The following is a 9,637-nucleotide window of genomic DNA, read 5'->3' on the forward strand; positions in this document are numbered from 1 at the left end:
CGGGGGACGGGCGCGGCGGGGGAGCGCCGGATCTCTGGGCGGGATGTTACTGCCCGTCGGCGGGCGTCGTGGGTTACTGCGGCGGGTTCGGGACCTTCTCGCCGAGGAACATCCGCCGGACGGCGCGCTCGGCCGCGTGCCCGTCGTCCCAGGGGCAGAACCGCGCCTTGAAGTTCGCGAGGTCCTTGGCGGCGGCGTCGCTCCAGGCGGCCCGGGACACGAACGCCTCGACCAGCTCGTCCTCCGTGGTGGCGACGACGCCGGGCGGGCTCGCGGTCAGGTCGAAGTTGACGCCGCGGGTGAGCTTGTAGGTCTCCCAGTCGTTCGCGTAGATCACGATCGGCTTGCCGAGGTTGGCGTAGTCGAACATGATCGACGAGTAGTCGGTGAGCAGCGCGTCGGAGGCGATGGCGAGGTCCTCCACCGACGGGTGCCGGGACACGTCGATGACCCGGCCCTCCGGCCAGCCCATGTCCGCCGCCAGGTTCGCGATCTTGTAGTAGTAGTGCGCCCGCAGCAGCAGGACGTGGTCGTCGCCGAGCTGGTCCATGACCCGGCCGATGTCGAACATCGGGCTGTAGCGGCGCTGGTAGTCGCGGTGCGTCGGCGCGTACAGGATCGCGGTGGCGCCCGCCGGGATGCCGAACTCGGCGCGCAGCGCGGTCCGCTGCTCCTCGTCGCCGATCGCGTTCACCAGCCGGTCGTTGCGCGGGTAGCCGATCTCCAGCATCTCGTAGTCGCACGGGAAGCCGCGCTCCCACGCCTCGGTGGACAGCGGGTTGGACGACAGCAGGTAGTCCCAGCGGTCCGAGCGCGTGATGAGCGCCTTGAAGTCCATGTCGTTGGCGCCGACCGGATAGTCCATCTGGTCGAGGCCCATCTTCTTCAGCGGGGTGCCGTGCTGCGTCATCATGTGCACCTGCCCCGGCCGCTTCACGTACTCGTCGGGGAAGTTGACGTTGTTGACGAAGTACTTCGCGCGGGCCAGCGTCCGGTAGTAGTCGGCGGACCCGAAGACGACGTAGTCCACCCCTTCCGGCATGGTCTTGCGCCCGCCCGGCTTCACGACCCACACCGGGCGGATGTGCGGGGCCAGCTCCCGGACCTTCTCGTAGATCGCCGCCGGGTTGCAGGCGTAGCCGCGGAACCAGTAGGCCGCGAACACGGCGAGGTTCTCGTCGATCGGCAGCCGCCGCTGCATCCGGTAGTAGGGGCGTTCCTTGGCCAGGTCCTTCGACAGCCGCACGCCGCGCCGCCCGGCGCGGGTTATCTTGCGGCCCCGCCGGCGCGCCTTGTGCTTGGCCTCCTGCGCGCGCAGCCGCTGGAAGCCCCGGTAGTCGTTCGCCTTGACCATCCGGTGCTTGTCGGCGAGGAACGGCTTGTCCTCCGGGTCCGGCGGCTCGTGCCCCGGGGGCTCGTACTTGGCGTACGTCTTCGACATCTCGGCGAAGAACCGCTCGTTGTCGGCGTCGTGGACGCGGTCGCCGCGCTCGATGATGACGAGCAGGTGCCAGATCGTCCGGTCGAACATCAGCGGCCGGAACGGGTCGGCCTTGGCGCCCATCCGGTCCATGAACTCGAAGACGCGGTCGTACTGCGCGAACGCGTCGAAGTGCTTGGCGCCGGTGGTCCGGGTGATGGCCCCGCGGCGGCGCTGCCGGTAGATGTAGCAGACCCGGTCCAGCAGGCTCAGCCGCTCGGCGGCCATGAGGATCGGGTAGGTGACGTTGAGGTCCTCGTAGAAGCCGCCGCTGAACCGCAGACCCTGTTCGAGCAGGAACTCCCGGCGGATCGCCTTGTTCCACGCCGTCATCATCATCTCGAGGACGCTCGGGCGCTCCTCCAGCGTGAACACGTCCGGCGCGGGCGGCTCGCGGAACAGGTGGTTGATGACGCTGCGCTTGACGCGGCCGTTCCAGTAGGCGCGGGCGTAGTCGAAGAGCAGGACGTCGGGGCGGGTCTCCTCGAGCCGGTCGATGATGGCCCGGACCGCGCCCTCCGTGGCGTAGTCGTCGCTGTCGAAGAACCAGACGTAGTCACCGGTCGCCATTTCGAGACCGATGTTGCGGGCGTGCCCGAGCCCGACGTTCTCCTCAAGGTGCCGTACCCGGACGCGCGAGTCGCGCTCGGCGAACTCGTCGAGAATCTCCCCGCAGCCGTCCGGCGACCGGTCGTCGACCGCGATGACCTCCAGGTTGGGGAGGTCGGGGTCGAGGATCGAGTCCAGGCACTGCCTGATGTACCCCTGCACTTTGTGCACGGGCACGACGACGCTCAAGGAGATGCCGCTATCGCTGCTCACACGTAGGCCAATCAGCTACTCGGTGAATCTGGACCATACCCACAAGTGGTAGGTAAATCTTATGTCCTGGCATGAGACGGCTTGAGCAGCCATCGGGCCTTGGGCTCGACCGCCCAGTGGGTGAGCCGTTCGACGGGCGCGGTCGCGAGGACGACGCCGAGTGCGGCCGCCGCCAGGGTCGTGCCGACCAGGCCGAGCGGGGTGTGCAGGACGGGTTCGGCCAGGACGCCGGTGTAGTCGAACGTCTTCACGATGAGCCCGTGGAGCAGGTACACGTACAGGGAGCGGGTGCCCATCCGCGTGTACCAGCCGTGCCCCCGCGGGATCACCGCGAGGAAGGCGGCGCCGAGGAACACGGCGAAGGCCAGCGCCGCGAGGCGGTAGCCCGCCCCCGCCAGGGCACCGAAGCCCATGTCCTCGTAGCCCTTGTTCCAGAGGATGAACCCGCGGTCCATCCGCGGGACGACGCCGCCCTTCTCCCAGATGTAGGCGACGGGGAGCGCCACCGCGAGCACGCTGAGACCGGCCCACCGCGCCCAGGAGCGGCGCAGCCGCTGGACGTGCCGGGGCTCGATCGTCAGGCCCAGCACGAAGATCGGGAGCAGCCCGGCGGTGCGGCTGAGCGTCGAGTCGGCGGTGAACGCCCAGCACCCGGCGGCGAGGCTGAGCGCCACCGAGATCAGCACGGGGTGGCGGAGGTGCCCCCAGAGCGGGGCGCTCAGCCGCCAGAACACCATGGCGATCAGGAACCACATCAGGAAATGCGGCCGGAAAAGCTCGGACACGCTGAAATCGACGTCGTTGATGAGGACGAGCTGCGCCCGATAGAGCAGGATGAAAATCACGTACGGGACGATCAGCGTGGGGAAAACGCTGCGGAACTTCTCCGTCGAGCGCATGAACCCGCGCGAGAAGTAGCCGGCGATGAAGACGAAGACCGGCATGTGGAAGCCGTACAGGACCACGTACGCCGCCCGCGCGGCGATGCTGTCCCCGTACTCCGCCCAGACGTGCCCCACGACCACCAGGGCCGCGGTGAAGAACTTGGCGTTGTCGAAGAAGGCGTCCCGCTGCCGCGGCGCCGCCGGCCTTCCGGTCCCGGCGGGGCCCTGCGCGTCCAGTACCGCGCTCGTGGGCGCCGCGCCGCCGGGCGCCGCACTCCCGGGCACGGGGCGCCCCGCCATGACATCGGGTGCGGTGACGTCGGGGGCGGGGGCGGCCGGCGCGCCGGCGTTCGTCAGGGTGCCGGACGCGGGGGGACGCGGCGGAGGGATGGTGTCGGTCATGTCTCCGGAAGCTTCATTCAGTAGGTGACAGCCGTTCACATGGAGGCACGGGCGACTCTAGCCCCCGATGGGGGGAGATGTGGCCAGATGTGCGAGTTTGCCGTGCTAGCCGCGGCGGCCGGGGCGGCGCAGGGGGGTGAACACCCACGTCAGCTTGGGCTCCAGCGCCCAGCTCATCGTCCGGACGACGTACTTCGAGCACAGGAACGTCCCGACGACGAGGGCGACGCAGGTCACGAGCGTGACGCCGAGCGGGTTGTGCATCCAGTCGATGCCCCACCAGCCGGTGAAGTTCATCAGCCGGGTGACGAACCCGTGCAGCAGGTAGGCGTACAGCGTCGCGGCGCCCATCCCGGTGAACCAGTACCGCTTGCGCGGGATCTGGGTGAGGAACGCGGCCACGAGGATGATCGCGCACGCGAACATCGCGAGCCGCATCAGCGAGCCGGTGAAGTTGCCGACGTTGAACGCGTCGTGGGGGTGCTTCCAGTAGACCCACGCCCGCGACATGCGGTCCATGACGAAGAACGAGGCGGCCAGCCCGACCGCGAGCACGACCGCACCGATCGGGCGTGCGATCGGCTTCTTCAGCAGCTCGAAGTGCTGCGGCTTCAGGGTGAGGCCGAGGACGTAGAACGGCAGCAGCCCGATCACCCGGTGGATGTCGAACGTCCCGCCGAGGTCGCTCATGTACGACAGCAGCGAGAAGCCCAGCGCCACGGCCAGTGGCCAGCGGATCTGCTGCCAGACCGGGGTGGACAGCCGCCACATGAACAGCGCGCACAGGAACCACGTCAGGTAGTACGGGTTCAGCAGGCTGATCTCGAGCGCGTTGCGGCCCGCCAGCCAGTCGTAGATGGAGTAGGCGAACTCGAACACCACGTACGGCACGCCGACGTTGGTGATGAGCTTGCGCGCCTTGCCGCCGGCGAACGTCCAGTTCCGCGAGAAGTAGCCGGTGATCACGATGAACAGCGGCATGTGGAACATGTAGATGAAGAGGTACAGCCCCTGGGCCAGCGGGACGTCCTGCAGGTAGGCCAGGGAGTGGCCCACCACCACCAGGAGGATCGCGAAGTACTTGGCGTTGTCGAAGAACGGGTCGCGCTGCTTGCGCGGCCGGGGCGCCTCCGCGGTGCCGGCGGCCCGCGGGGCGGGCGCCGCCGGCGCCGGAACCGTCGGATCCGTCGACAGCGGCCGGCCGTCGCGCGGCGCCGTGTCGGCCCCCGAATGCCTGGTGGTGTACGTCATAGGCTGCCGGCCTAGGTCTCCTTGCAGATGTCGTCGTTCGCGCGGATCTCGCCCTGCTGCTTCGGAATGCCGCCCCCGGCGCTCTTGAGGTTCGTCCAGTCGCGTCCGATGACCAGGTCGACGATGCCCGGGGTGCCGCCGCTGCGCGCGGTCGGCTGCGGCTTGCTCGGGATGAGCGCGGCCAGCGTCTTGGAGTGCTGGTCGGCACCCGAACCGTACAGGACCCTCGTGGTCGTGGTGAGGGAAGGCGCGTTTCCGCCGACGGTGACCTGGAAGCCCTGCGACTCCAGGTCGTCGGCGACGCGGCTCGCCTGGCCGTCGATGCCGCTGCCGTTGAAGACGCGCACCCGGACCTGGTTCGGCGGGATCCGCTGGATGCCGGCCTTCGGCTTCTCGGGCACGGTCTTGTCGTTGCGGACGGCGGCGAAGAACGACTGGGCGTTCGCGCTCAGCGCGACGCGGTTGGGGTCCAGCGGGTCGGGGCCGGACGGGACGGTGACGAAGCGCAGCTTGCCGGAGCTGACGCCCTGCATCTCCTGGGCGATGTCCATCATGACCTGCGGCGTCAGCTCGCTGTCGGTGGTGAGCGACTTGGTCACCGCGTTCATCAGGGCGAGGAGCTTCTTGGGGTTGCTGATCACGCCCGCGCTCAGCGCCTTGTTGGCGAGGGCGCCCATGAACTTCTGCTGGCGCTTGATGCGGTCCAGGTCGGAGCCGTCGCCGAGCCCGTGCCGGACGCGCACGTAGGCCAGCGCGGTCTCGCCCTTGATGTTGTGCTTGCCCGCGCTCAGCCGGAGCTTCGACTGGGGGTCGTTGACGGCCTTCGGCAGGCACACCGGGACCCCGCCGATCGCGTTCGTGATGGACTTGAACCCGTTGAAGTCGACCTGCATGAAGTGGTCGACGCGGATGTTGGAGATGCTCTCGATCGTCTTGATGACGCAGGCGGCGCCGCCCTTGGTGAACGCCGAGTTGATCTGGGCGCGGTCCTCCGCCGGGTACAGCTGGCCGCTCTGGCCCTTGCAGGACGGCATCCGGATCATGAGGTCGCGCGGGAAGCTGATGGCCATCGCCTGGCCGCCGCCGGGGGACAGGTGCAGCAGGATCATCGTGTCCGAGCGGGGCGGGTCGCTCTTCATCCGGCGGCCGTACTTGGCGTTGGCGCCCGTCCGGGTGTCGGACCCGAGCAGCAGGATGTTCAGCGCCTCGTTCAGCTTCTTCGGCCGGTCGGGGCCGAGCTGGGCGTTGACGTCCTCGTGCGAGATGTTCCCGAACGCCTGGCGGTACAGGCCGTAGGCGGTGAGGGACCCCACGACCATGAGGGCCGACATTCCGATGCACACCCATCCGAGGATGCGCCAGCCGCGTCGAGGCGCCGGCTGCGGGTCGGCGTCGTCGACGTACTCCATGTACATCGGGTTGCTGTTCATGGGCTCCGTGGTCCCGGGGTAGGCAGGTCCGGGGGCCGGGTCGCGCGCCGTGCGGGGCGGCCCGTGTTTCCGGTGTCGGGTACTGGACGGTCGGTACTGGTCCTGGACGGTCGGGTACTGGACGAGGGCAAGGAGAGCGTAGTCAGGTGAGCCGGTGCGGGTCCCCGGATTCGTCATTCCATCCGGGCACACCGGCGACCATCGTCACATGCTCCATGGTCAGGCGACGATCTAGCGTAGCTTTGTCGAAGTTTCGTTGGATTATGACGGAAGCGCCCGAGATTAGTGGTGCGACCAGGCCGGTCAGCACGCCGTCGAGCGTGGCGAACGACCTGTCGACCAGGAGCCGGTCGCGTGCGTCCAGCTCCCATTTCCCGGCCGCCGCGCGGCCGGCGGCGACGAGCTCCGCCCCGCTGAGTGTGGCCTTTGTCACACTGATCGCGGGCGTCTCGGGCGTGACTTCCGCATCAGCGACGAACCGGTCGGCATAACTGCGAACCTCCGCGGAGTAGTCGGTCACGCCCGGCGGGCACTCGGTGAGCGGGCCGCCCAGGGCGTGCAGCGACAGCCCGACGATCTCCTCGGCCCCGCCCGCCAGCACCTCGTCGGCGAGCACGTCGGCCAGCACCTCCTGCGCCGCCGCAAGGATGTACGGCTCGTCCGGCCCCGCCGGTTCGGCCCGTGGTTCGGCCCGTGGTTCGGCTCCTGGTTCGGCCCGTGGCCCGGCCGGCGCGGCGGCGGCGCGCTCGCGGACCGTCCCGGGGTCGACCGGCTCGGCCACGATCCCGGCGGACCAGCAGGCCATCAGCCAGACGGCGGTCTGCCAGTGCGGCGGCAGGACGAGCACGGCCCGCGTGCCCGGCTCGGCGGCCAGCCCGTCGACCAGGAAGTTCGCGGTCTTCGCCACCCAGTTGTCGAACGTCCGCGCGGACAGTTCGACGCGTTCGCCGCTCGCGTCGTCGTAGAAGGTCACCAGCGGGCTGGACGGGTCGTCCGCCACCCGTCGCCGCAGCAGCTCCGCGGGCCCGCCCGTGTTTCCGCCCGCGTTCCCGGCGTGTGCGCTCATGGGGCGAGCGTATGCCCGCGTGATCGCCGGGACGGCATCACCCTGCCGGGACCGCTACGCTCCGCACGGGTGAACGAACGGGTGAACGAGTCGACGGACGGGCGCGGGGCGGGAACATGAACGCGGGGCGGCTGCTCATGCGCGTCACCGTGGTCCCGTCGCTGCTCCTCGTGGCGTGGCTGGCGGTCTCACTGCCGCTGCTGATGGCGGGCGCGTTCCGCCCGATCCCGGCGTTCGCGCTGTTCCTGCCCGTCGCCGCGCTCGTGCTGTGGCTGGGCCTGCGCACCGGGCCGCACGACGGCGCCCGCGGCGAGGACGCGGCGGCGGGACGCGAAGCGGTGCCCTGGTGGGCGGTCGCCGCGGTGTTCGCCATCACCGCGGCGTTCCTGGTGCTCCAGGTCGTCATGTCCGCCGAGCAGATCATCGTCCGCCGCGACCCGGCCTCCTACGTGCAGTTCGCGACGTGGCTGGCCGAGCACGGGTCCCTGCCGATCCCGCTGATGGAGGGCGCGTTCGGCGGACCCGACGGGGTCATCTACTACCAGAGCCCGGCCTTCTACCAGCACGACGGCGCGATCGTCCCGCAGTTCATGGCCGGGCTGCCGCTGGTGCTGGCGCTCGGCGGCTGGATCGGCGGCACCCACGGCATCCTGCTGACGGCACCGCTGCTCGGCGCGTGCTGCGTGCTGGCGTTCGCCGGTCTCGTCGCCCGGCTCGTCGGGCCCCGCTGGGCCCCGGCGGGCGCGCTGTTCCTCGCGCTGGCGCTGCCGATGCTCTACGTCTCCCGCAACACCTTCAGCGAGCCGCCCGCGATCCTCCTGCTGGTGGGCGGGCTGTCGCTGATGTACGACTCCCGGCGCGAGGAGGGGCGCCGCGCGGATCTGAAGGCGTTCCTCGCGGGGCTGGCGCTCGGGCTGATCGTGCTCGTCCGCATCGACGGCCTCCGCGACGTGCTGCCCGTCGTCGCCTTCGCCGGCTTCTACGTGGCGCGCAGGCGGTGGATCGGCTACTGGACGGCCGGCGGCCTCCTCCTCGGTGCCGGCGCCGGGCTGGCGGAGGGCTTCACGCTGTCGCTGCCGTACCTGGCCTACCTGTACGCGTCCCTCGCCCCGCTGCTGCTGATCACGGCGGTGATCCTGGTGGGGACGGTCGCCATGGTGGTGCTGCTGCGGTGGGACCGGACGGGGATTCCGCTGCGCCGCGCCGGGGCGGCGGTCGCGCGGGGCAGGGTTCCGGGGGCCGCCGCCGTCCTGACCGTGCTGGTGCTGCTGGGCTTCGCGCTCCGGCCGCTGGTGCAGACCGTCCGCCGTCCACCGGCGACGGCGGACGACGAGATGAACGTCCGGTTCATCGAGACGGTCCAGCGCATCCAGGGCCTTCCGGTGGACGGCACCCGCCAGTACTCGGAGCTGTCCCTGCACTGGGTCGCCTGGTACATCGGGCCGCCCGCGCTGCTGTTCGCGGCGCTCGGGGCGGCGCTGCTGGTGCGGCGGCTGCTGCGCGGGCAGTCCCCCGAGTGGCTGCTGCCCTACGCGATGATCGTCTGGACGACGACGCAGGTGCTGCTCCGGCCGGGCATCACGCCCGACCACCCGTGGGCGTCCCGGCGGCTGATCGGCCTCGTCATCCCCGGGCTGCTGCTGTTCGCCCTGTTCGCCGCCGCCTGGACGGCACGGCGCGTCCGCCGCCTCGGCTACTCGCCGCGTGCGATGCGGATCGGGACGGTCACCGGTGTCGGGCTGATGCTGGTGCCGGTCGTGCTGACGTCGGGCGGCTACATCGTGACGCGGACGGAGCGGCACGAGGTGGCCGCCGTCGAGCGGATGTGCGGCGCGCTGCGGCCGGACAGTTCGATCGTGGTCGTCGAGCACTCCACCGCGGACCGGTTCCTCCAGGTCGTGCGCGGCATGTGCGGGCGGCCCGCCGCGCGCACCTCCGACGCGGCGACCCCCGCGGACGTGCGGCGCGTCATCGCCAAGGTGCGCGACGCCGGCCGCCGCCCGGTCATCATGGCGGCGGAGGCGGAGCAGGTCGCGCCCTACGGGACGCCCACCAGGATCCTGCGGCTCGACACGCGGCAGGACGGGCGCACCCTCACCGAGCCGCCCGGCGGGACCTGGGGGCTGGCCATGGAGGTCTGGATCGCCGAACCCGGCCGGTCCTGAACGGCGGCCCGTCTGGCGCCGCTCCGCGGCTTCGGGCGGCTCCGGCGCGCACGGGCGAGTATCCTCGCGCTGCGTGAGCACCCAGTCTGCCGAGACCCAGTCCGCCGAGGCGCCAGCACAGCCCGCCCCCGAGGCCC

At 70.6% G+C, this 9,637-nt stretch carries 6 protein-coding genes; 1 reads left to right on the top strand and 5 read right to left on the bottom strand.

Features of this window, described 5'->3' with window-relative positions:
* Positions 1 to 73 precede the first annotated feature (73 nt).
* From E1289_RS33650 to E1289_RS33670, 5 genes are all read right to left on the bottom strand, one after another.
* Positions 74 to 2,302 carry a bifunctional glycosyltransferase family 2 protein/CDP-glycerol:glycerophosphate glycerophosphotransferase gene (locus E1289_RS33650; protein WP_207929324.1) on the bottom strand — a complete coding sequence of 743 codons (2,229 nt, stop codon included), beginning with the start codon at positions 2,300 to 2,302 and terminating at the stop codon, positions 74 to 76.
* 59 nt (positions 2,303 to 2,361) lie between these two features.
* On the bottom strand, positions 2,362 to 3,588 hold the full coding sequence (locus E1289_RS33655) for an acyltransferase family protein (protein ID WP_131987539.1): 1,227 nt from the start codon (positions 3,586 to 3,588) through the stop codon (positions 2,362 to 2,364).
* Positions 3,589 to 3,693: 105 nt separating this feature from the next.
* A complete protein-coding gene (locus E1289_RS33660) occupies positions 3,694 to 4,839 on the bottom strand; it encodes an acyltransferase family protein (RefSeq protein WP_131987541.1) in 1,146 nt (381 codons plus the stop codon).
* Between the two features lie 11 nt (positions 4,840 to 4,850).
* On the bottom strand, positions 4,851 to 6,269 hold the full coding sequence (locus tag E1289_RS33665; protein WP_131987543.1) for an LCP family protein: 1,419 nt from the start codon (positions 6,267 to 6,269) through the stop codon (positions 4,851 to 4,853).
* A 142-nt stretch (positions 6,270 to 6,411) separates the two neighbouring features.
* Positions 6,412 to 7,335, bottom strand: coding sequence for a TIGR03089 family protein (locus E1289_RS33670; protein WP_131987545.1), 924 nt, complete (start codon positions 7,333 to 7,335; stop codon positions 6,412 to 6,414).
* Positions 7,336 to 7,451: 116 nt separating this feature from the next.
* Here E1289_RS33670 and E1289_RS33675 point away from each other — a divergent pair, with 116 nt between their 5' ends.
* Positions 7,452 to 9,500 (top strand): hypothetical protein, encoded by a 2,049-nt coding sequence (locus tag E1289_RS33675; protein WP_131987547.1) that lies wholly within the window; start codon positions 7,452 to 7,454, stop codon positions 9,498 to 9,500.
* The last annotated feature ends 137 nt before the right edge of the window (positions 9,501 to 9,637 follow it).

It is taken from the genome of Actinomadura sp. 6K520 (assembly GCF_004349245.1).
Classification (GTDB): Bacteria; Actinomycetota; Actinomycetes; order Streptosporangiales; family Streptosporangiaceae; genus Spirillospora.

Excerpts from the sequence above, each read along its gene's own strand:
- E1289_RS33660 (WP_131987541.1), bottom strand. The coding sequence starts at position 4,839 with ATGACGTACACCACCAGGCATTCGGGGGCCGACACGGCGCCGCGCGAC.
- E1289_RS33675 (WP_131987547.1), top strand. The coding sequence starts at position 7,452 with ATGAACGCGGGGCGGCTGCTCATGCGCGTCACCGTGGTCCCGTCGCTG.
- E1289_RS33670 (WP_131987545.1), bottom strand. The coding sequence starts at position 7,335 with ATGAGCGCACACGCCGGGAACGCGGGCGGAAACACGGGCGGGCCCGCG.
- E1289_RS33665 (WP_131987543.1), bottom strand. The coding sequence starts at position 6,269 with ATGAACAGCAACCCGATGTACATGGAGTACGTCGACGACGCCGACCCG.
- E1289_RS33655 (WP_131987539.1), bottom strand. The coding sequence starts at position 3,588 with ATGACCGACACCATCCCTCCGCCGCGTCCCCCCGCGTCCGGCACCCTG.